Source organism: Pseudomonas sp. Sample_16, assembly GCF_004307665.1.
Classification (GTDB): Bacteria; Pseudomonadota; Gammaproteobacteria; order Pseudomonadales; family Pseudomonadaceae; genus Aquipseudomonas.
In genome coordinates this window covers 25,948-46,223 of record NZ_RCOB01000042.1, presented here as the reverse complement: position 1 = coordinate 46,223, position 20,276 = coordinate 25,948, and the positions used below count along the sequence as shown (strand labels likewise).

Here is a 20,276-nt window from a genome sequence, read left to right as displayed (position 1 = left end):
CAATAGGGCTTCCAGGGGATCTGTCCGCCCCACTGCTTGGAGTTCTCGAAGGTCAGCTTGGCGAAGACGTGGCGCCATATCGACGGCATCCTCAATGGTTGCTCGTCGAGTTGTAAGCATCACAATCTCCTTGAACGAATGACGTAAAACGCCTCCCATTCGGCGCTCAGGAAGAAGCATGGGAGGTAGCTGTCGTTGATCAGTTCGATCTCGACCTGATCGTTCTTAGCCATCACCGGGAAGCTGAACTTGCCTTCCTCAATGGCGGCTTGGCCCAGGATGTTCCTACCGGAGCCGACCACACGCCCCGAGAAGATGTACCTATAGGTTTCTCTTCGGAACGGCGTGACCTCGGCCCGGAAGTACCCGGCGTTGTTGTAGAGCACCGACATCTTGCGGAGCTGGATACGGCCCTCACCCACCGTCAACTGGCCGCCACCTACTGCCTCTTCCTTGATAACCAGGGTGGAGAAGCGATAGCGGAACGTGTACGGCTTGCCGATGTAGAACGGTTGGGATCGCCAATCACCCTGGAAGCTCAGCACGGAAAACGTCCCAGTGTTGTCCAGGGTGTAGTTGCTGAACACCACGCCAGGAACTCGTGTGCCTCCAGGCGCGGTCACCAGTTGCACCGACTCGCCAGCTTGTAGCTTGTACGGTAGGGTGATTTTGGTGATGTCATCAGCTTCCAGGGTGAGATCGGTATCCACGAAGGCGGCCGAGCAACGGGCCTGGGTAACCAGGCTGTCGAGGTGGACGGCAACATCCCAGTTGTTTTCGGTTGCGCCCGGCTCAAGGTTCATCACCTCAAGGTGCAACCCGTCTGCTCGCCGGATGACGAAGTACAGGCGCGACTCGATGAAGTCGCAGTTGAGGATCTGGTCGCCAGCCGGGAAGTCCCACCGGGACCACGATGATTGCAGCTTCTCCCTGTTGCTCCAGTAGTACTTGTAGACCCAGGCGCTGTTCTGTCGCTGGTCTGACAGCACCACCACACAGTCCTCGTTGGAGCTGGCTGCGATCTTATAGACCCCTCCTGGGATGTACTTGGGCACATGACCGGTGACATCCGCAGCATCCTCGGATTCGGTTTCCCCGTCGACGAAGTACTCGCGGATACCTGTGTACGTGCCCCGGTTAACGGCAAAGTAAATGTACCTGCCGGCACCCACAGGCTTGGCCCTGAGAGAGCACTCATACTCGGTGGTTTGGTTCACGGCGATGGTATCCGGGGTAAGAACATCGGCATTGCCAAGCTGGAACTGCGTCTTGTCGCTGAACAACAGCATGGTTTCGTTAAACGGCACCGCGTGGCGCAGGATGGAAACCTTGACGTGCGACACTCCGATGTCGATTGGGTCGGTATCCAGGGTTGATGTGGCTGTGCCCCGGAAGAAGGTGAAGTACTCGCCAGATCGGGAGAAGACGATATTCTCGTCGCTGATGAATCCGAGCCGGTTCCGGTGGAAGAAAATGTCGTTTAACGGGCGACCCACAAAAGACGGCAAGGGGTTGCTATCGAGATCACCGACCTTGCGCTGATCCCAGTCGGCGCGCTTGAAGGTGAACGTACCGTCGGCATTTCGGACAAGCACATGAGGCATGGTCGCCGCATCTAGCCCAGCCGCTTCGCCTCCTTTAACGGTCTCCTTCCAGACACCCGAAGTCGTCCCGGTCCCGCTCGTATCGTAGGCAACGAAGTAGTTGTCGAACGATGAGGACTGATCCCCGACGATCTCCACCGAAAAACCCGGCACAGCACGGGCTGGAAGGTCCGAGAACCGCTGAGTCTTTTGCGCGATGACGTCCAAACCGTTGTCACCAATCGAGTCATCGGAACTGATGGCGAAGGCTGCGCCGTCATTGCGTCTGATGTGGAGAGTCGAACCGTAGCGCACCACCGCCCAACCCGCTCCCAATGCCGAGATGATGCCCGAACTGAGCTGGGTAGCGATGTAGTCGGTGGTCACCTGATTCACATGTGTCGCCTGAGAACCGTCAGGCGCTGAATAGCTGGCAGTTTTCCCATCCACGGTGAGGTAATACTTTGCACCGTAGGAGCCCTGCTTCACCCATGCCAGCGCCTCGTAAGGACGGCTTGAAGTCAACACGGTGGATGCGCTGGTGGCCACCTTGGTGTTCAACACGAAGGTGTAATCCGCCACTGTCACACAGCGGAACTCCTCGGCTGGCTTAGCGGACGTCAGGTAGGTTTTTCCGTGAGGAAAGCTGACCGTCTTCTCGACGCCGTTCAGGTCGAATACCCGCAGGTTGCCGTTCTGAATGATGACGAGGTATTGCTCGACCGCATCGCGGTTGATGGTGTGGATGTGGAGACTGCCGGTGACGGCTGGCAGCTTGGCCAGATGGCGAGTACCGGGGCGCTTCCGCAGCCCTTCGACCACAGAGGAGTGGGCGTTGATCTGCTCCTGGCACTGGGAGGCCAGTCGCATTGCATAGGGCTGCTGACTCACCCCATTCACCAAGTTCGGAATGGTCGTGGAGATCAGAGTCATGTTTAACGGTCCAGTACCCGGAAGACCGAGTAGTTGTCGGAGAGGATGTTGTAATCAGCGGTGTCTGCTTCCATCTCCTTGAGGGTCACCAAGGCGCGGGTCTCGTCGATGGTGGAGAACCTCGACAGCTCGCTGGACCCCAGGACGCGCTCTTGGAAGATGCGGGCAGCACGAACGGTGATGTATTGGCGGGCGGCTTCCGGCAGATCCTCAAAGGGGAGCTGGGTCACCATGTCCACCCTCACCTCTTTGTTGATCTGGTAGGTGTGTTTGCGGCGGTCGTAGAGGCGTTTGCCACGAACCACCACGTCGATCTGGTCATCGGGAGTCACGGTGTCGCACCGCAGCACCCCGTTTGGTAATTCGCACTCGCCCTCCTCGTTCGGAGTCAGCGGGTAGCCTTTATCGGTGTTCCAGTGCCAGCCCCTGGCCTGGACTTCCCGGTCAACCGTGATGAGGATCTGGCGCGCCATTACGGCATCCACTACGCCACTGTCCTCGACGGTGCTGATCGGGGCTTCACCGATGGTGGATAGCATCGTGTTGATGGCATCCAGCTCAGTGGTTGGAGAAATCATGGAACCCCCAAAAGAAAAAAATAGGAGAGCCAAAAACTGGCCCTCCTATACACTGGTGGATAGTTACTTACGCAGTTGCGCTCGACAGTTCCACTGCAGCCTCAGGACGCAGAACGCCGTGACCGACCGCATACTTGGCAACCATCAGGGTGCCTTGTCGTGCGATCTGGTACTCGGACTCCATGCCCAGGTCCAGCAGCTTCACGGTGCCGACCGCAGACGGGTGCATCACCAGACCAACAGTCTTGGAGAAGTCACCGGCATATTTGTCGCCAGTGCCCGCTTCCAGGGAACCTGCAGCCACAGTGGTCTGCGGCAGGTTGTTGGTCTTGACGATGGTGATACCGGCTACCCGGATCACGTTACCGCCAGCGTAAGAACCTTCACCGCCCCAATCGCGGTTCAGAACCTTGGTGGACTTAGCCAGCGCATAGAACTGAGCCGGACGAACGAACAGGTAACGCTCGTCAGCCGGTACATCTTTCTCGTCCAGAATGCGGGCAGCCTCGAACATCGCATCAGCGATGGCATCACCGTTGGTGGCGTTGACGTTGAAGACCTGGGTGCCGCCGAATTGATCGGGGTCGTTGATGGTCTTCGCAGTGCGGGACGCCAACACACCGGTTTGCAGGATGTGCTTGTCCATGGTGTTCGCCAGCTTTGCACCCATCTCGCGGGTGTAAACAGAGCGAACGTCGTAGTGGTTCTTCGCCTCGTCGATGTTGGCGATGAAGGTCGGAGCAATGAGCAGATCATCGATGGTGATGATCTTCTCGGCGTGCTTCAGAGTGCCGCCAAGAATCTCGTTGCCCGGAGTGTGGTAGTAGGCGCTAGCGCGACCCATTACCGGGAATTGAGCAGACTTGCCGTTGGCGATGGTTCGCACTTGGTGCTTACCCATCATCACGTTGGTCTTCTCGAAACTGGTCAGAACTTCACCAGCGAATACTTTCAGGAACAGAGCATCAGCAGCGCCGCTGCCGTTGATCTGACCAAGACGCGAAACGATAGCGTCAGCCATTTGTTACCTCGTGAACGGATTGATGAGAGTGGTTGCTCCCAGCAGCCATCCACGCGCTGCGCACAAGGTTGTCCTCCCAGCTCCACCCGCAGGTGGGCCAGTTGGGCCTAGGCTCGTGCATGAAATGCTTTGGGTGCTAAGTCACCGGCTTTGCTGCCAGTGCGACTTGGCTCATTCGTTCGTGAGGTAGGGGGTGCCCAGTAACGCCATCACGGCGTGCTAGGGCTTGTGCAGTTTCCGTAGCTGCACCCGGAGATAGAGGATCACCTCCTTTCTCGTGGAAATAAGGGCTCCGTGATTAGGCAGACGGAGCAAGCTGCCTAGCGACCCCTTCTATTTGAGCGTGGCCTTAGATACGCGGGTGACGGGGTAACCCGGCCAGAGGCTTGAGGGGTGATGGATTCGGGAAAAAGGGGGCAGCATTCACCGCCCCAAAAACCAACCAACAGGAGAGAACGGAGAACGATCTTGTTCTCCATAACTGTGTGGTAATTACCGGAGGCAGAACTTCTCCCACTTCAAGTTATGGGCGAAGACCTCCTGCTTGGTCGTCGGGGTGTCGTCTTCATGCCAACTGATGGGCTTTGCCCAGGCACACTCATCGACTGGTGCGCTGGTATTTGCGCATCCGCTCAAGGTCAGCGTCAGACAAACCACCGCGAGCCACTTGAAGATCAATCTCATGGGCTTCTCCACGGCGTTGTTGCTCGGCTTCCAGCGATTCCAGGCGAGCCTTGCGCTCACCTTCCTGGCGCAACTTGTCGTCACGCAGGAGGGTGAGCACCAGGGTTGCTACCTCAAGGATCTGCCGGAGCGCCTTGAGGAAGGCACTCACAGCGATTCGCCGGGGAGCGACTTGGCTTTGCGGGTTACTACCCCAGCCACGACTTCGACGACCTTGTATACCTTGCCGACGATCTCATCGTCCTTGGGTGTTGGGGTCAGGTTGACGACAGCCACGGCCAGAGCATGGGCACCAGCGATCACCGCCAGGATGCCCTCCCAGTTGTTCAGGATGGTATCAATCATGGTTCACCTCAGAAGATGTTGGAACGGGCGAGCTTGGCCTCAACCTCACGACGGTAGGCTGGGTCGCGCTCATAACGAGGGTCTTGCATTGCAGCGGTCAGCTGAGCCAGCGACTCGTAGCCACCAGCACCGCCGCCGTTCTGGCTGTTGACCAGCTTCGGATCGGAGCCGGAGGCTTTCTGGTAGCGGTACGCAAGGGACATCACGGCACTACGGACGGTGTCCATATCGCCGCTTTCAACCGCGAGGTTGTAACGGCTCAGGTCGTCCTTGCTCAGATTTGCCATTGCCCACTGAGCCATAGCCTGGAAGGCTTGCTCACCGCCGACCTCTTGGTAGATAGCGTCGCGGGCACGTTCGGCTTCGGCCTCAACACCAGCGATGTACTGGTCAACGTAGGCACGGGGGATACCGGCCTTCTCCAGTTGGGAGTAGTGGTCGTCCGACAGACCACCGTTGGCCTCGTAGTAGCTGGACATATCCTCAATGTCGAAGCCGTTCTTCTCGGCCAACTCATCGAGTTTCTCGGGAGTCAGGTCGCCAACGTCAGGCTTGGCCGGTTCTTGCGGCTTCTGGCCGAGCTTGCGTTCCAGCTCCTGATACGCCTTAGCCAGATCATCGACCGACTGGAACTTGCCCAGCAGGGGCTCCTGGGTTTTCGGAGCGTCATTGCCCAGGTTGGCCAGTTCGGCATTCTTCTGGTCGACTGCTGCGACCATCGCCGCATCGTGGCCTTGCGGGGCTGCGGGATTCAGGTCACCGCCAGTGTTCAGGACTTCAGCCATTTGGTTCTCCTCTTAGTGGTAAATCACGACAAGACCGCTGGGTAGCTCCTGCTTCGCAGGGCCAGCCTTCGGGGTCTCTTGGGTTTGCTTGGGGGTTTCAGCCGTAGAAACAGCAGGGGCCGCCTTGCGGCGACCCCCTTTGGTTTCCTGGCTGGTGACTTTCGGTTGAGCTTCGTCAGCCATTCTTCACACCTGCCTTCACTACTTCGGTTGCCATTCCCATACCGCCCTGGGCCAGCATCTGTCCGAGCTGATCCATCTGGGCTTGTTGGGCTTGCTGTTGCTCCATCGCTTGGACTTCATCCTCGCTGCGCACCAGACCCTTCATGTCCAGACCTAGCGCAGTACCACGGCGGGTCATGTAGTCCCCGACGTTGAGGTAACGAGCGACCACCTCAGGACCGAACGCTTGGTTCACGCCCTGGATGAAGGCGTCGAGTTTGTTCAAGTCGTGCCCACGGCCAAGGGCTTCCAGGCCGGTGGTGATGGTGGGTCGGACGGTGTCCTTCGGAAGCGACGGGATCTTCTTACGCTTCTCCAGTTGCAGGATCAGGCGCTGCACCAGGGGGAACTGGAACTCCTGGGAAAGGATCGAGTAGACCCCACCCAAGGCATCCTCCAGCTCACCTGCCATGTACCGGATTTCCTCTGCGGTAACCCGCTCACCACCACGCTGAACGGCTGTGTTCAGTAGGAAGGCAAAGGACAGGCGCTGGGTGATCGCTTCGGTGGTCTCGAACGCAATGCGGAAGTCAGCGAATTTTTGCACCTGCAAGACAGTGACGTCCTGGGCGTTACCGGTACGGACAGCACCGTTCGGGGACTCGGTCAGGGTGCGCTGCTCGGTGGTGCCGTTGGGGTTCACGAGGAACAACACTTTGGCGGCAGCAGCAGATCCCTCGACGATGGCTTGCGTCAGAGCCTCCAGGGACCGGAGATCGCCGTAGTACTCCTCGACATACCCACGTCCGTAGTCTTCGCCGTCGATCTTGGTGAACCGCAAGGCCAGCCATGGGGACTTGTCCAGGGGATAGGTGCCCTCGGTGCCAGGGACGATCTGCCCTTTGACCTCTTGGTAGATGCGCCACTGGTTACCGTCGCGGTAGATCCGGGTGTACAGCTCCAGGGTTTTTTCCTTGGTCATCTGCGGGGCGTCCTTGAGCTTGCTCAGGAACTCTCCCGGCAGTGCCTCGGGCGACACCGTGTCTTGTACGATGATCTCCAGCACGCTTCCCATTGGGTCACGGCGGACCACATAACGATCCAGGCGGTAGACCTTCATGCCACCTTCGGGGGCCAGGTACAGCAGCACGTTGCCAGCAACCAGTAGTTGCTTGAGACCTTCACCGGTCGACACCCGGATCGCCTGGGCCTCGATGTCGTACATCACTGCACGTTCAATCTTGCCCAGGGCCTCCTCCACCTCAGCCCTCATTCCCTCTTGCTGGGTCATCTGCTCCAGGGTGTAATCGTCCACCGTCAGCCGGAAGAACGGGCTGTTCGGTGGCATCAACGCCAGGAGTAGTTTCGATGCGAGGTTGTTGACGCCGCGAGCGCCCAGCCCCTGGAACGGGGTCGGTAGCTTGGATTGCGCGGAGTGGTTGGCAGGAGGAAGGAGCGACGGGATGGTTAGTTTTGCAGCTTCTCGTGCGCGTTGCAGGAAAGGCTCACGGAAGCTGATGAGCGCGTTGTAGCGCCCTCCAGCCGTTTGTTCCATATGCCTCCTCGGTTAACCCACAGGGATGTTGAGACCGCTGCCGGTGTTAGCTGCACCTGCATTGTTCAGGTCGATACGCAAGCCGTTGCGGCGGTTGCGTTTACGGGTGCTCAGCTCCTCGGGAGTGCTCACCCCTTCTGCGTTTTGCTCAGGCTTCGGGGCTTCCTGAGCTGGCGGCGCCTGTTCGACGACCTTGGGCTTGTCGGTTTTGAGGCCGAACGCCCCCCCAACAGTCTTCGAGACCGCCGTCTTGATTGACTTGGTGACGGACTTAACCGCCTTCTTGATTCCACCCACGGGTGTTACACCTCATCACAGTCATGGTTTCGGTCAGGCCATGCCGGGCGTAGAGCCGTCGGATGGCCGCTTTGTTGCTGGCTGCGCGGGTGCCGAACTCACAACCTCTTGCCCCGTGGAGAAGCGCGAACGTCTTCATCGTCTGGAACACCTCGGACAGCCGGGTACTCCCAGCCCCTACCCGAAGCAGGTACTCCTCCGTGAGCACGAAGCCACGGGCGTACCACTCGGAGGCTTTCGAGTAGCCGATCAGGTATTCGGAGTTGATGAGGACGATGTGGTGGTCTCGGAGGGAGACCTCGGCAGCTTCATCTGCTGACAGAAGCCACTGGCCGTAGTCGGCCTTGTGGATGTCGAAGTAGAGCTTCATGGCCTCCCGAACGGTTGGCTCAATCTGCTCACGGGTCAAAGGGGTTGGGGTTCCAGCATCCAGGCGCAGATACTGGGGAATGAACACGGCTACCTCAGACTGTGTAGCCGCCGTACTTCCGCTCCTCGGCGTTGCGGTCGAGGTCGATTCGCAGCTTGTTGCGCAACGGGGTTTTCTTGGTGACGTTGGTGTCCTCGTTCTCAGGGACTCCCTGCTCGTCAGCGGCAGACTTCTCCGGTGCGGGTGGAGGGGCTGCGGGAGTACTGGACTTCATCTTTGGGCTTTTAGCGAAGCACATTGGTGTCCCTCAACACGTTGTTTTGCTGTTGCTCATACACGCGACGGAGCAACCGGAGTACCCGGCGCTCACCTACGCGCATCCAGATTTCACGTTCGGACCACTCTGGCTCTGGACAGCGTTCAGGGAATCGCTGATCCAGGGCATCAAGTAGCTCCTTAGGAATTACAGGTAGTTGATCCATAAGTTATCCCTATGAGTTTTTCCCCGGTCCTCCATTACTGTGTGGTAATTGAACGGGCACAAAAAAGGCGCCTTGTGGGCGCCTGTGGATGAGTTAGTTAAACATTGCATCGGCGAGGAGATTGTCAAAAACGTGGTCTGAGTACCACTGCTTTTGGCTGCCTGGCTTCTGGATACTCCATTGTGGGTCGTTCTCATCTTTGACCACATTGAAATGACTTTTGGCGTTTTCTCCTGCGACCCGGACGATCAGCGTCTCACCTAGCTTCTGGTCAGGCCCAATAGTCACTTGCACCGATCCTGCATTTAGCTTCAGGTATGGAAGAGAAGCGGTCTGGCTATGCTTACCTATAGTGATAACCACATCTTTATCAAACCGCTGGATACCCTCGGGGAGTTCCCGCAACGCGGCAAAGCATCTCTCCATAGATTCATACAGGTGCTCCAGCAGGTGTGGATACAAGGCAGCACGGCTCCCTACTTCGGTTTTACCCAATGTTTCCTTCGCTTGGTACTGCCGCAGCTGTCGTTCGAATTCGCCCATAAACTATCCCTCGTTGGTAATGGCCTGATGATGCCATTAATTCGACTCAAAGCAAGATTCAGTTCCACCCCCAATCACCCTCCATACCTTTGTGGTTATAGTCGGTCACACGGCCCTCGAAGAAGTTCTTCTGGTTGTCGCCGGAAACGATATGGTCGACCCACGGCAAGGGGTTCTTATCGATCCCCCAGTTCGGCTTGAGGCCGAGCTGGACCAGACGGCGATCCCCGATGAAGCGGATGTATTGCTTGATCCCCTCCGGGGTGAGTGCCTTAGGTCCGCCCAGGGCGCACGAGAGGTCGATGAAGCGGTCCTCCAGGGCGGCACCCTGACGGAACATCTCGTAGATCGCCTTCTTGAACGCATCGTTGACGATCTCTGGGTTTTCCTCGCAGTGACGCCGGAACAAGGCAGCCATGATCTCGACATGCTTGGTCTCGTCGCGGATTGACCATTCGACGATCTCGCACATTCCCAGCATCTTGGAGCCAGCCTCAGGACGCTGGTAGTTGAGCAGTTGAACGAAGGCCGAGAACAGGCTCATACCCTCGTTCATCACGGTCCTGGCGAGGTTCAGCCCCATCTGCATCGGGCCTGGAACCACGGCGAAGTTCTGCATGAACTCAGCCTTTTCGGCCATTTCCTCGTACTCAAGGAACGCCCGGTACTCGCTCTCGGGCAAACCCAGGGTGTCGTTCAACAGCGCATAGGCGCGCATGTGGGTCGACTCCCGGTTGGCGATGGAGAGCAGCGCCATGCGTACTTCGTTGTTCTTGAAGTACGGCAGGAAGACGTCAACGTAGGAACCCCCTACGATCTGGTCCGACTGAGTGAACAGCCGGAGGATCTGGGTGATGTGGTCCTTCTCGACCGGGGTGATGGTCCCGTCCTTCCACTGGTTCACGTCACGCTGGAGCGAAGCCTCCCACTCGCCCCAGAACAGGGATTCGTGGTCGATGGCGTGATTGACGAACTCGGGGTAAAGGAAGGGTTTGTAGGTTTGGCTGTAGGTGGTCAGCCTTGGCAAGCTAGGCATTCTTCCTCCGCGTTGTAATCTTTGAGCGCCTTGCGCTCGATCTTCTGGCTGACCTTGTCGCCGCTGAAACCCGCATCAGTGCGCAGGTAGTACACGCCCTTGAGTCCCCGCTGGTACGCCATGAGGTGAACCTCGTTGACATAGCGGCGCTGGGAACCGAACGGGAAGTACAGGTTCAGGCTTTGGCCCTGGCAGATGTGCTCCTGGCGATCCGCAGCAAGGTCGACGACCCACCGCATATCCAGCTCGAAGGCGGTCTTGAAGACCTCCTTGTCGTACTCATCCAAGAATTCCAGGTGCTGTACCGACCCTTTGTGCAGGATGATCGACTGCCAGACCTCATCGGTGTTTTGGCCCAGCGCCTCAAGGACGGCCTCAAGGTGTGGGTTCTTGACCAGATGGGAACCAGCACGGGTGCGCTGGGTAAAGGCGTTCGAGCGCAGTGGCTCAATCGACGGGCTTGTCCCGCAGATCAACCCGCTGTTCGCGTTGGGAGCGATGGCCAGTAGGTGGCTGTTCCGGCGACCGGTGCCCACCATGTCGGGTGCCTCACCCCGCTCCAATGCCAACTCTTGGCTTGCAGCAATAGCGTCTGCCTGGATCTTGGCGAAGATGCGGCGGTTCATAGCCTTAGCGATCACCGACTCCCACGGCACACGCTTGCTTTGCAACAGGGAGTGGAAGCCCATGGCGCCCAGGCCAATGGCGCGCTCACGCATGGCCGAGAAGGCGGCGCGGCTCATCACATCCGGTGCGTTCTCGATGAAGAAGTCCAAGACGTTGTCGAGGAAGCGAACCCAGCGATGCACGAAGCGCGGGTCTTTGCTCCACTCTTCATGCTTCTCAAGGTTGATCGACGAGAGGCAGCACACCGCCGTGCGCTCGGCGTTGGTCGCGAGGTGGATCTCGTTGCACAGGTTAGAGCCGTGAATGCTCAGTCCCAGGGCACGCTGGGTCTCGGGCAGTCCACGGTTCGCGGTGTCGATGAAGTTGAGGTACGGCTCGCCGGTACGGAAGCGGACTTCGAGGATCGACTGCCATAGCTCGCGAGCATCCACGGTTTCAACCACGACACCCGAGTGAGGGCATCGAAGATCCCAGGTGCTACCCGCGAAAACGGCAATCATGAAGTCATCGGTGATGTTGATCGCATGGTGGATGTTGAAGCACTTGCGATTCACATCACCCCCAGTTGGGAGGCGAATGTTCAGGAATTCGCTGACATCTGGATGCGAAATGGACAGGTATCCTGCGTAGCTTCCCTTCCGAGTTTTACCCTGGCGGAAACCTTCGACCGCGCTATCTGCGATCTTGATGTGCGGCAGCGGGCCGACCGACTTGTCGGACACGGCGCGTACCTGATCCCAGTGGCCCCCTACTCCACCGCCCATCATCGACAACCAAGCCAGCTCGACTTGGTGCTGTACCAGTCCCTCACGGGTGTCCGGCACGAACGACAGGAAACAACTGATCGGGAGAGCCTTGGGCATTACGCCGGGCATCGGTGCGTTACTGAGGATGGGGCTGGAGTACATGGCCCAGCCACGGGAGACATCGTCGTAGATGTCCTGGGCGAACTGCAGGTCTCCCTTGCAGAACGCCAGCGCAGGACGCGCAAAAGCTTGTTGGAAAGTCTCACCCCCAGAAACATAAAACCCCCGCAGGAGGTCACCTGCGAGGGCTGTTAGGCGAGCATCACGCTCATTGTTCAGGGTGAGACCGTGGTAGGTCTCAAGGTGCATCTTTGACAAATACTCCGTCGATCATCTTTCCGGTTCGGTTCTTGATCTGGCCGTAGGCCGAGGCGAGGCATCGACCCAGGGACAGGCCGTGCATACGGGCCTGGATGATGAGGGTCACGACGATGTCGCCAATGGCATCCTCGATCTCCCGACGGTTGTTCAGGACAATCCCGTCGATTAACTCCATCACTTCCTCGTGAGTCTTCTCCCACTGGCTGGCTGGGGTTGCCTTCTCGAAGATGCCCCGATCCTCGGCCCATTTGATGACTGCTGCTTCCAGGCTCTCGATCATGCGGCGTCTTCCTGGGTGAACACGAAGTCACGCACGGCGCGCTCCAGGCGCAGCAGCTTCTTCTCGTACCACTCGGCCTTCTCCAAGTCCTGAATCCCGGCCTTCTTCTGGTAACGCCAGCGGTACTTGAAGGAGTTGCCACGCAGATAACCGCGCAGTTCCTCGATGGTCATCATCGAGACCATGGCCTCGAAGCACTCAATGTTTACGCCGTCCACGTCCTCAACGAGGGCACCGCGGACTGCGGCAAGAATGGGAGCGACCCTGCCTTTGTAGTGGCCAGGGTGGTTCACCATGTCGATCACGGATTCCATAGCTTCACCTTCTTAGTTTTGAAGTCGTAGTCGGACGCCCTGCAGATGCGGGCCACGCGGGCCTGAACGAGGGCTTCTTGTTCGGAGAGACCGGCCTTGGCGAATGCCTCGACGATCTTTGGCCACGCGCCCTGCACATCGAAGAAGGCGTCGTGCTTGGTCTCGTCCACGAACGGGAGGAGGATCTTGTCGGCCTTCGCCGGGCCGATCCCTGGGCAGCCCTTGTAGCCATCAGTGACGTCGCCGGTCAGGGCTTGCTGCAGGTGGTGGTAGTTGGCTTGGTGCTCAGTCACCTCGAACACGCCCAGCTCGGTTCTGTGGGTGTGGAAGTGCAGACCTGGGATGGTCTTGAGGTCTTTGTCCTTGGTGACAATGACCTTGCGACCAGTCAGCTTCGGCCATGTGGAGAGGATGCCGAGCACGTCGTCCGCCTCCAGGCCGGGGCGGATGAAAGTCTCGAAGCTCTCCTTGAGCTGTTCCTTGAGCGGCTTGAGGATCATCGGTTTGCGCTGGCCGATCCGGTTCTCCTTGTAGGAAGGGAGTACCGAGTTGCGCCAGTTGGTTTCGTCCGTCAGGGCAACGATGACGCGGTCTGCACCAATGGCATCGGCCACCTCATGCACCCGGTCGACAACCCGCAGACGGCCCTGGTCTTCCCACGCATGGAGAGTCCAAAGGCCGTCGCCCCAATGGATCGGCTCCTCCGCACCCGCTGCGATCTCATAGGCGAAGATGTCGCCGTCGATCAACGCGATGGTTTCAGTGGACATCACGACCTCCAGGGAACGGGATGATGTTGTCGCCCTGGACCACCATCGGAGGAAGTACGGTCTGCTTGAGGTCATGCAGAACCAACGCCATTGCGGCTTCGAGCATTTCCTTACTGTCCTCTGCGGAGGTCTTGTCGATGGCAGCGGACAGGCGGATCAGGTCGGTCACACGAGCGGTCACCGGGTCTTCGATGCCGCTCAAGTCAAGGTTCAATTCATCCACTGGTGGATTCCTCCAGACGTGTTAAAGCCGCCCAAGTGATTGGGAACAGCGGTTCGATGATTGAGCCGACCTCATGGGCCAGCCGTTGGATTTCCTGCTGGGCGTGTGGGTCGGTACGTTTCAGGTAGAAGTTGGCGAACGCATAGACGTTGCCGGTCCAGATCCAATTGACTTCACAGCCTTGCGGCAGAACGAAGCGGGCCTGTTCCGGGCAGACACCATCACGGATCATGTCTTCGTACAGACGGATCGCGAACTCACCGGCCATGCGGTACTGCTGACGCCACTCGTGGCTGCGCGGGTGATCACCGGCAGAGCCTTGCTTGGCCGAGCCTTCTGGCTTGCTGCGGAACACAGACGGAACGTACAGCTCAGGCGTTGAGTTGATGTAACGGCGAGACTCCTCGTTCTCCACCAGCCCCTGCTTGTGCTTGAAGCATTGGGTGCGGATCGGCACCGGAGCTTGCATTCGCAGGGTTACCGAGGTGTGGGCGAAGGGAGTCCAGTGGTTGTGCCGAGCGAGGTAGCGGATCAACCGGGCGTCTACATCCTTGAGTACGGGGTAACCGCCCAGGTCGTCGTCGATCCAATCCCATTCTGACGTCTTGTCGAAAGACACGCGGGCGGCGTTCACCACGCTCAGGTCGCTGCCCATATGATCAACGTACTGCGCTTTCAAGATTCTCCTCCGGTGTATTCCAAAAGAGCGCGGCCCGCAGGGGTCACGCGCCAATGCTTGCTGTAAACCCCATGTCCGGCATGGGTGGTGAGTAGTCCTCGGCTTGCCAGCTCGGCCACACGAAGGGAGTTCTCCCGTGCGTAGTTGCTCTGCACGGTGAACGGCTCGATGTAGGCTCGCTGCAGGACGGTCAGGGTTCTTCGATTCATCAATGGCAGTCGCTCCAATTGCTTCCGGTTTTGGCTTCGCCATCCAGCGGGCAGCGCCAGTTGAAGTCCCGGCCCGCTTGCTGGAATGCCCACACGGCTACCTCGGCAACCTCCTCTGCTATCTCCTTCCTGGCCTGGAGCTGGTACTCGTCATGGACGTGGGCCAACATTGCCCAGTCCTTACCGAACACGTATCCACGAGTGGATAGCTCCCGATACAGGTTGACAGTTGCCTGTTTAACCAACAGGGCACCGGCTGATTGCAAGAGGGTGTTGAGGGCTGCGTGGTCTGACCGGATGTGTAGGTGTCGGCCATCGATCCCGACGAGGTAGCCCCGCTTCTTCACGGCAGACGCAACGTCTTCGCGTAGCCGTTTGAGTGCGGGGGTGCGTTTCAGGAAGTTGTCTTTGAGCTTCTTCCCCTCCTTCGCACCCTTGCCAACGATCTGCCCGATCTTCTCGTCGCCCGCCCCATAGAGGTAGGCGTAGATGAAGGTCTTCGCGTTGTCCCTACTGGGCAGCCCTGCTGCCTTTTGGTTCTCCGTATGGACGTCACCTTCGAGCAGAACCTTGACGTAGGCTCCCCCGTCATACCGCGCCATGTAGTGCGCCAAGCAGCGCAGCTCAAGGCCCGAGGCGTCAGCACCGATCTGAACGAACCCAGGATCAGCGCCGAACAGAGCGCGGCACTCTTTACCAAACGGGGCGCGGATTGACGGCACCTGGGCCACGTTGGGATGGCTATGGGTACAGCGACCAGTCACGGCGCCGATTGTGTTCACCGAGCCATGGATGCGGCCATGCCGTTCAAGCTTGAGCCAAGCCTGGTTCCCTTCTGCCAACTGCCCGATGCGCTTCTCGACGAGGAACCGGCGGGCCAGTAGCTTGGCCGGTGGGTACGGCAACTTCGACAGCACCGTCTCGTCCACCTTTGGTTGCCCACTCTCGGTGAACTCCTGGGGTTTCCAGCGGTACAGCTTGGTCAGACGATCCGCGATCTGTAGGCGGCTAGCTGGGTTGAACTCCTGCAGAGCGATCTTGCAGTACGACACACCAGCCTCTATGCCCTGGGTACGGTTCGGGCGCTTCGGTGTTGCAACCCCGGCGTTCACATACCAAGGGCGGAACGCACCTTTAAGCTGGTCGTCGAGCTGTTCCCGTTCGGCCACCAGGGTGGTGTACAGAGCAGCCGCTGCCTGGGTGTTGAAGGCAAAGCCATGGCGCTCTTGCAGACCGATGATGAAGGCGAACCAGTGCTCCAGCTCGACGGCACGCTCGGCCACTTCCTTGGACAGGATCTTCTTCCACAGCGCATCGGTAACCTCGACGTCCTGCTCGCAGTAGGTCTGCATCTCAGGCGTCCAGACCTGCCAGTCGGAGGTCTTACCGAACTCACCCTTGTACACGCCGAGGCGGTGGCCCCAGGCTTCCAAGGAATGGGAGCCTCGCAGCTTCCCTGGCAGCTTGCCCTTGCGGATCAGGCCGGTATCACGGTCACCGATCTCGGGCCAGATGAGGCGGGTCAACACCAGGGTGTCCCGCAGCCGTTCGATAGGGAGGTTGAACCAGGGATACACCTGCTGGAGGGCGGGCATGTCGAACTTGATGATGTTGTGGCCGACCGCAAGGTCAGCCTCCATCAGCCAAGCGAGCCCTTCTTTTATAGGCGAGTAGCCCGGTTGGTCAGCAAAGGAGCCGCGCTCCCCGGTAGTTGCGTCCTTGATGACAAGGGAATGGACGCGGTCGAGCTGGTGTAGCAGCCCGTTTGTTTCACAGTCGAACTCAAGGGTCTTCATCTGGGCCTCTCACGGGAGTACCTATGCGCAGGTGGATAGTTAGAAATCCGGCTTTTCCTCCCAAGGAAGGTCGATGCCCTCCTGGGTGGAAGCCGGGGTGTCGTGGAAGCCGTAGTCGTCGGCGCCCTGGGCGTGCTCAAACAGGCGACCAGTGTCTTGGTCGTAGCCGAGGCTCAGGGTGTGGCCGGTTGACTGGCCGGTGTAGCGGTCCTTCAAGATGCGGAAGGTGGTGACCTGTCGTTCTTCCTCGTCCTCAGCCTGTTGGTTCCGCTCCAGGCCGAACATGAAGTACGACCAGAAGCCGATGGCACGGCTGCCCTTGAAGTGGCGGATCATCACCCTGCCCCCTTCCTCGTGAGGCTTGCCCTCAGGGGTGGACAGGTGGCTGACGAAATGGATGATGCAGCCCAGCTCGTTGGCCAAGCCCGCCATCTCCTTCATCAGTTGCTCGATGGATTCCTTCTCGTTCGAGGTGTCGGCCATCGCCGTGAGGTGGTCGAGGTAGATGTGCTTGATGCCAAGGCTGACCACCATGAAGCGGATCTTGGACTTCACCGCATCCCACTCGGTCTCGCCCCACGAGTCGTAGAAGGTGACCTTCCCTTTAAGGTTGGCCACGGATGTCTTCAACTCCTCCGGGGTCCAGCCAGCATCAGGGACGTGGAAGCGGCGACCGGCGATCTTCCCGGCGATGCGCTTGGCTGTCTCTACCGGCTTCTGTTCAAGGAAGATGACGCCGACATGCTCGCCCAGCTCGACCACATCGAAGGCGATCTGCTGGGTCATGAAGTCGGTCTTGCCCACACCAGTACCAGCGCCGATGGCGTAAAGCTCGCCCTCCCGGCGACCGTAGGTCAGCTTGGTCAGGGCCTCGAAGCACCAGGGTTTACCCCATTCGATGGGCTTCTCGACCTCGTCGAGGATGTCGTCGACGGAGACCAGCCCATCGGGCCGGTACTCCTTCGCGTTCCAGATTGCCTGGATCACCTCCTGGCCACGGCCAGCGACAAGCATGTCGTTCGGGTCTTTGAGTGGGAGGCTGGCGATCTTGGCCTTGCCCGGAGGCAGTAGCTCGGCCACCTTGATGGCGGCTTCACGCCCTGGCTCGTCCTGATCGAACATCAGGATCACTTCCTCGAACGTCAGCACCCACTCAAGGTTTTCCTTGATGGAGTTAGCTGCGCCCTGGGCACCATTGGGGATGGACACGACGGGCCACTTGTTCCCCTGGAGCTGACTCACGGTGAGGCAGTCGATCTCACCTTCGGTGATGACCAGCTTCTTACCGCCCTCACCCCACAGGTGCTGGCCGAACAGTGCTACACCTTTGAACTTGCCCCTGGTGGTGAAGGACTTATCAGCGAACCGTACCTTCTGGGCGATCACCTCGCCCTCGGTGTTGCGATACGCCGCGACTTGGACGGTCTGTTCTTTGAACTCACCGATGAAGTAGCCGAACTTCTTGCAGGTCTCCTCTGTGATCTTGCGTTTGCTTAGTGCCCGGTATTCACCGAAGGGCACCAGTTCCTTGACTGCTGCCACTTGCTTACCTCTCGGGGCTGGGTCCGACGCCTCCTCGTTGAAGTTCTTCCCGCATGAGAAGCACTTCCCCCAACCTTTGTCGTTGATGGAGTAGGCGTCAGAGGATTGGCCACAGGGACACGGCAAGTGGGTTTGCACCCACTCGCTCATACGGTATCGCCGGTCTCGGTGGTGATCAGGTTGCGGATGTTCTGGGCCACGTTCTTAGCGGCTTGCGCCTCTGCCATCAGGGTGAGGTTGAACTGCTGCAGACGATCAATTTCCTGGGTGTTCTGGTCGACCTTCACGTTGTTAAGGGAGATCAGTTGCTCCAGTTGGTCCAGGGTCCGAGCGAAGGACTTGAGAATTTTCTTGAGCTGTACCATGCGGGCCTCCTTATGCGCGGCGCTTCTGGGCTTTCAGGGAGTAGCGGGCATAGCGCTGGCCGGTCAGGTTGTTGTGTTCCATCACGGACACAATGTCGTAGCCGCGTTCCTTGAGGTCAGCGATACGGCGCGGCAACGCCATCACGCCGAAGTCCATCAACGCACTGCGCTGGGTGATCGAGTGACCGGCGCGGAGGTGGTTGAGGATCAGCTCGCATTGAGGGGACAGAGCACGGATTTGGGTGTGGGTCATGGGTTTCTCCTCACAGTTGTCGTGGGTCTTGAAAAGAAAACCCCGGCAGCGCTGGGCATACCGGGGCGGGTCTTCCATACCTGTGTGGTAATCAGGTCAGATGTACTTCAAAGCCTGGATATACGGGGCTTCCGGGTACTTCGGCTTCACCTGCTTCTCGAACCAATCCTTCACGGAGAAGCACGGGCAATCCTTCGGCGGCGCACCTGTCTTGCGGATCAGGTCGCGGTGTCCACCGATGGTCTTGATCGAGGGGAAGCGCTCAAGCAGGGACAGCACCAGTTCTTCCAGGGCTTTCCACTGCTCGGGGGTGTAGTTGTCTTGAGCTTTGCCGTTGGCGTCGAGGCCACCAGCCAAGCAGATGCCGATGCTGCGCTTGTTCCAGCCAGGGCCGCAGTCACCTACGTGAGCACCTGCCTGGGCCAGCGGACGGCAGCGGTGGCCCTTCTCGTCTGACTCAACGGTGCCATTGCGGCGGATTACAAAGTGATAGCCGCAGCCCAGCCAGCCACGGGCGCGGTGCCATTTGTCGATGTCGACGGCACCGATGTCCGCAGTCGCCTTGGTTGCGGCGGTGTGGATGATTAGGGTGTCAATCTCTCGGTTCATTTCTTCTTAACTCGGGCGTTCTCCAGGGCAGCCCAACGATCCGCGCTATATGACTCAGCGAGCCACGCCTCGGGGATGGACTTGTCGGCGTAAAGGAACCCGTACTTCTCGCACCACATGGCGTATGTGGTCTTGCTGTTCTTGCTGATGCGGGTACGGGAGTTGGAAAAGACGAAGCGCACGTCCAGGCCGGGGTGCTGCTCCTTGATGATCAGGTGTTTTTGGCGGTCTTCGACGACGAATCTGCCCTTGGTCTCGACGATGATTCCATTCGGCAGTATCCAGTCGGGGGTGTACTTGGCTTCGCGGGCGGGTTTGACGTAGCGGATCTGTTCGGTTTCGTACTGAACCTCGATGCCGTGGGCATCCAGTTCTCGGGCGATCTTCTCCTCAAGCCCCGACCGGAAGCCGAGCCGAAGCCCGGCCTCTCGGGGAGCTGCCATCAGAAGTCCTCGTCGTCAGCCGGTGCGGAGCTGCCTTCGTCATCGGAGGCAAAGCCGTTATCTGCTGCTGCATCGTCAGCCTCGAAGCCCTCCTCCTCACCGAAGCCGTAGCTGTCAGCCGAACCGCCTTGACCACCAGCCACCAGTTCGATGATCTGCGCAGCCTTGAGACGCAGCGAGACACCGGCCCCGATCAGCTTGGTGTAGAACGGCACGATCTCGAACGAGACCTTCACCTTGCTCCCACCCCAGACACCCTTCACTTCTGCGGGCTTGCCTTTGGCGTCGAACAGCGCTGGCTTCTGGGTGAACTCTTTGCCATCACGGGTCTTGCCGGTGGCTTTCAATTTGAAGTTGACCAGCACGTCGCCGGTATCTTCGTCAATTTCGTAAGGCGCATCGGCCTCTTTGATCTTGCCCTTGTTCTCCTGCTGCGCTTTCTCCAGGGCCTTGGTCATCATGGCGTCGATGAAGCTCTGAACATCAGCGATGCGCTTGCCCTTGGAGTCGGTGATTACCGAGTCAGGCGACAGGCGCAGCTTCACCTTGTACTCCCCCTCAGGGTTGAACTTGGTGTCCGGCTCGACGAGGTGGGGGTAGATGGCAACGCCAACCTGGGTAACGTAACGGGGATTGCGGGCTTTCTTTTCTGTCATTCAGTGGTC

Annotated in this window: 25 protein-coding genes; all 25 read right to left on the bottom strand. The window is 59.0% G+C overall.

Features of this window, described 5'->3' with window-relative positions:
* Positions 1–119: 119 nt before the first annotated feature.
* The 25 genes from D8U69_RS05840 to D8U69_RS05710 all read right to left on the bottom strand — a co-directional run bounded on the left by D8U69_RS05840 (position 120) and on the right by D8U69_RS05710 (position 20,267).
* Complete coding sequence (locus tag D8U69_RS05840; RefSeq protein ID WP_130906901.1) at positions 120–2,516, bottom strand: hypothetical protein; 2,397 nt, start codon at positions 2,514–2,516, stop codon at positions 120–122.
* Positions 2,517–2,518: 2 nt separating this feature from the next.
* Positions 2,519–3,094 carry a phage tail protein gene (locus tag D8U69_RS05835; RefSeq protein ID WP_130906900.1) on the bottom strand — a complete coding sequence of 192 codons (576 nt, stop codon included), beginning with the start codon at positions 3,092–3,094 and terminating at the stop codon, positions 2,519–2,521.
* A gap of 67 nt (positions 3,095–3,161) precedes the next feature.
* Complete coding sequence (locus D8U69_RS05830; protein WP_177434549.1) at positions 3,162–4,115, bottom strand: phage capsid protein; 954 nt, start codon at positions 4,113–4,115, stop codon at positions 3,162–3,164.
* A 598-nt stretch (positions 4,116–4,713) separates the two neighbouring features.
* Positions 4,714–4,950, bottom strand: coding sequence for a hypothetical protein (locus D8U69_RS05825; protein WP_130906899.1), 237 nt, complete (start codon positions 4,948–4,950; stop codon positions 4,714–4,716).
* The gene (locus tag D8U69_RS05820; protein WP_130906898.1) at positions 4,947–5,144 is read right to left on the bottom strand and encodes a hypothetical protein; all 198 of its coding nucleotides are present in this window, start codon (positions 5,142–5,144) and stop codon (positions 4,947–4,949) included. The genes D8U69_RS05825 and D8U69_RS05820 overlap by 4 nt, the downstream gene beginning before the upstream one ends.
* A gap of 8 nt (positions 5,145–5,152) precedes the next feature.
* On the bottom strand, positions 5,153–5,929 hold the full coding sequence (locus D8U69_RS05815) for a capsid assembly protein (protein WP_130906897.1): 777 nt from the start codon (positions 5,927–5,929) through the stop codon (positions 5,153–5,155).
* A 175-nt stretch (positions 5,930–6,104) separates the two neighbouring features.
* A complete protein-coding gene (locus D8U69_RS05810) occupies positions 6,105–7,646 on the bottom strand; it encodes a portal protein (RefSeq protein ID WP_130906896.1) in 1,542 nt (513 codons plus the stop codon).
* A 12-nt stretch (positions 7,647–7,658) separates the two neighbouring features.
* Positions 7,659–7,943: a hypothetical protein gene (locus D8U69_RS05805; RefSeq protein ID WP_130906895.1), complete on the bottom strand. Its 285-nt coding sequence runs from the start codon at positions 7,941–7,943 to the stop codon at positions 7,659–7,661.
* Positions 7,918–8,400, bottom strand: coding sequence for a hypothetical protein (locus D8U69_RS05800; RefSeq protein ID WP_130906894.1), 483 nt, complete (start codon positions 8,398–8,400; stop codon positions 7,918–7,920). The genes D8U69_RS05805 and D8U69_RS05800 overlap by 26 nt, the downstream gene beginning before the upstream one ends.
* Before the next feature lie 7 nt (positions 8,401–8,407).
* A complete protein-coding gene (locus tag D8U69_RS05795) occupies positions 8,408–8,587 on the bottom strand; it encodes a hypothetical protein (RefSeq protein ID WP_130906893.1) in 180 nt (59 codons plus the stop codon).
* Between the two features lie 301 nt (positions 8,588–8,888).
* Positions 8,889–9,338 carry a hypothetical protein gene (locus tag D8U69_RS05785; RefSeq protein WP_130906891.1) on the bottom strand — a complete coding sequence of 150 codons (450 nt, stop codon included), beginning with the start codon at positions 9,336–9,338 and terminating at the stop codon, positions 8,889–8,891.
* Between the two features lie 58 nt (positions 9,339–9,396).
* Positions 9,397–10,374, bottom strand: a complete 978-nt coding sequence (locus tag D8U69_RS05780) for a ribonucleotide-diphosphate reductase subunit beta (RefSeq protein WP_130906890.1) — start codon at positions 10,372–10,374, stop codon at positions 9,397–9,399.
* Positions 10,353–12,116 (bottom strand): ribonucleoside-diphosphate reductase subunit alpha, encoded by a 1,764-nt coding sequence (locus tag D8U69_RS05775; protein WP_130906889.1) that lies wholly within the window; start codon positions 12,114–12,116, stop codon positions 10,353–10,355. The genes D8U69_RS05780 and D8U69_RS05775 overlap by 22 nt, the downstream gene beginning before the upstream one ends.
* A complete protein-coding gene (locus tag D8U69_RS05770; protein ID WP_130906888.1) occupies positions 12,106–12,408 on the bottom strand; it encodes a MazG-like family protein in 303 nt (100 codons plus the stop codon). The genes D8U69_RS05775 and D8U69_RS05770 overlap by 11 nt, the downstream gene beginning before the upstream one ends.
* Positions 12,405–12,722: a DUF3310 domain-containing protein gene (locus D8U69_RS05765; RefSeq protein ID WP_130906887.1), complete on the bottom strand. Its 318-nt coding sequence runs from the start codon at positions 12,720–12,722 to the stop codon at positions 12,405–12,407. Before D8U69_RS05765 ends, D8U69_RS05770 begins: the two co-directional genes overlap by 4 nt.
* Complete coding sequence (locus D8U69_RS05760; RefSeq protein WP_130906886.1) at positions 12,710–13,492, bottom strand: exonuclease; 783 nt, start codon at positions 13,490–13,492, stop codon at positions 12,710–12,712. Before D8U69_RS05760 ends, D8U69_RS05765 begins: the two co-directional genes overlap by 13 nt.
* Positions 13,482–13,715 carry a hypothetical protein gene (locus tag D8U69_RS05755; protein ID WP_130906885.1) on the bottom strand — a complete coding sequence of 78 codons (234 nt, stop codon included), beginning with the start codon at positions 13,713–13,715 and terminating at the stop codon, positions 13,482–13,484. Before D8U69_RS05755 ends, D8U69_RS05760 begins: the two co-directional genes overlap by 11 nt.
* Entirely contained in the window at positions 13,708–14,394 is a 687-nt protein-coding gene (gene thyX, locus D8U69_RS05750) for an FAD-dependent thymidylate synthase (RefSeq protein ID WP_130906884.1), read from the bottom strand. Before thyX ends, D8U69_RS05755 begins: the two co-directional genes overlap by 8 nt.
* 208 nt (positions 14,395–14,602) lie before the next feature.
* Positions 14,603–16,399, bottom strand: a complete 1,797-nt coding sequence (locus D8U69_RS05740) for a DNA polymerase (protein WP_130906882.1) — start codon at positions 16,397–16,399, stop codon at positions 14,603–14,605.
* A gap of 39 nt (positions 16,400–16,438) precedes the next feature.
* A complete protein-coding gene (locus tag D8U69_RS05735; RefSeq protein ID WP_241668641.1) occupies positions 16,439–17,941 on the bottom strand; it encodes a DnaB-like helicase C-terminal domain-containing protein in 1,503 nt (500 codons plus the stop codon).
* Between the two features lie 146 nt (positions 17,942–18,087).
* Positions 18,088–18,306 (bottom strand): hypothetical protein, encoded by a 219-nt coding sequence (locus tag D8U69_RS05730; RefSeq protein WP_130906880.1) that lies wholly within the window; start codon positions 18,304–18,306, stop codon positions 18,088–18,090.
* A gap of 10 nt (positions 18,307–18,316) precedes the next feature.
* A complete protein-coding gene (locus tag D8U69_RS05725) occupies positions 18,317–18,559 on the bottom strand; it encodes a helix-turn-helix domain-containing protein (protein ID WP_206663061.1) in 243 nt (80 codons plus the stop codon).
* A 96-nt stretch (positions 18,560–18,655) separates the two neighbouring features.
* On the bottom strand, positions 18,656–19,168 hold the full coding sequence (locus tag D8U69_RS05720) for an N-acetylmuramoyl-L-alanine amidase (protein WP_130906878.1): 513 nt from the start codon (positions 19,166–19,168) through the stop codon (positions 18,656–18,658).
* A complete protein-coding gene (locus D8U69_RS05715; RefSeq protein WP_130906877.1) occupies positions 19,165–19,611 on the bottom strand; it encodes an endodeoxyribonuclease in 447 nt (148 codons plus the stop codon). Before D8U69_RS05715 ends, D8U69_RS05720 begins: the two co-directional genes overlap by 4 nt.
* Positions 19,611–20,267 carry a hypothetical protein gene (locus tag D8U69_RS05710; protein ID WP_130906876.1) on the bottom strand — a complete coding sequence of 219 codons (657 nt, stop codon included), beginning with the start codon at positions 20,265–20,267 and terminating at the stop codon, positions 19,611–19,613. The genes D8U69_RS05715 and D8U69_RS05710 overlap by 1 nt, the downstream gene beginning before the upstream one ends.
* Positions 20,268–20,276: the final 9 nt, after the last annotated feature.